This is a genomic window from Vibrio splendidus 12E03, assembly GCF_000272105.2.
GTDB lineage: Bacteria > Pseudomonadota > Gammaproteobacteria > Enterobacterales > Vibrionaceae > Vibrio > Vibrio splendidus_I.
In genome coordinates this window covers 1-1152 of sequence record NZ_AJZD02000180.1, presented here as the reverse complement: position 1 = coordinate 1152, position 1152 = coordinate 1, and the positions used below count along the sequence as shown (strand labels likewise).

General features: G+C 43.4%; 2 protein-coding genes. Both read left to right on the top strand.

The features are described 5' to 3' along the window. A partial coding sequence (locus A142_RS12550; RefSeq protein WP_019824200.1) for a ZrgA family zinc uptake protein occupies nt 1–271 on the top strand: 271 nt, incomplete at its 5' end. A gap of 139 nt (nt 272–410) precedes the next feature. After that, nucleotides 411–1127 carry an ABC transporter ATP-binding protein gene (locus A142_RS12545; protein WP_019824198.1) on the top strand — a complete coding sequence of 239 codons (717 nt, stop codon included), beginning with the start codon at nt 411–413 and terminating at the stop codon, nt 1125–1127. Nucleotides 1128–1152: the final 25 nt, after the last annotated feature.

The window sequence follows — 1152 nt, the reverse complement described above, 5'->3', positions numbered from 1 at the left end:
CGCAGAACACGATCATGACGACCACAAAGGCCATAACCATGCTGAACACGATCATGATGACCATGAAGGCCATGATCACTCAGAAGGTGGGCACGGTGAGTTCACTGTCGAGTACCACTACCAATGTTCTGACATTGAAAAACTGGATACCGTGAATACTCAGTGGTTCTCTAAGTTCAGCAACACAAAATCAATGACTGTGAACCTGCTAACTGACAGTGCTCAAATTCAAGAAGTGCTTAACGCAGATCGTATTAGTTTTCGATTCTAATTAGCATTAGATTGAATTAAACGTAGATAAGCAGCCAAGTAAGTATTCACTTACTTGGTTGTACAAATCGGTGTGCTCTGGGAATTTATTATTCTAATAACTGTCCAGTAGATACACCGCTTTAATTATTGGAGCTAATATGTCTTCTGACAGTTCATCACTTGTCGTCAAACTCGAAAATATCAGCTTTCGTTGGAAGCCTGAATTGCCCCCAACGCTAGAGATCCCTTCACTGCATATCCAAGCCCAAGAGCACCTTTTCATCAAAGGGCCTAGTGGTTGCGGGAAATCAACATTGTTAGGGTTACTGACCGGAATCAACCAAGCTGAACAAGGCGAAGTATCTATCCTTGGCCAAGATCTCACACAGCTAACACCTCGCCAGAGAGACAAATTCAGAGCCGATCATATTGGTTATATATTCCAACAGTTTAACCTGCTTCCTTACCTGTCTGTGATCGACAACGTGACGCTTCCTTGTCAGTTTTCTAAGATTCGTAAGCAGCAAGTCACTGAAAGTCAGAACAGCCTGCAAGCAACCGCTCAAGAGTTGTTGCTCAGATTAAAGCTACCTCAAGCCCTAATGGACAAACCCGTTACCGAGTTGAGTATTGGTCAACAACAACGTGTTGCTGCCGCTCGTGCTTTGATCGGCCAACCCAAAATCATTATTGCCGACGAACCGACATCGGCTCTGGATCATGACAACCGAGAAGCCTTTATCGAACTGTTGCTAGAACAAGCGAATCAGGCGGGTTCTACCCTGATCTTTGTTAGTCACGATCCAACATTAGAAAAACTGTTCACTCGAACCATAGATTTAAAAACCGTTAACCAAGCTAAGGTTGTCGTATGAAAGTAATTACTCACTTAGCCTTAAA

Coding starts and splice junctions, on each gene's coding strand:
- A142_RS12545 (WP_019824198.1), top strand. CDS start 411: ATGTCTTCTGACAGTTCATCACTTGTCGTCAAACTCGAAAATATCAGC.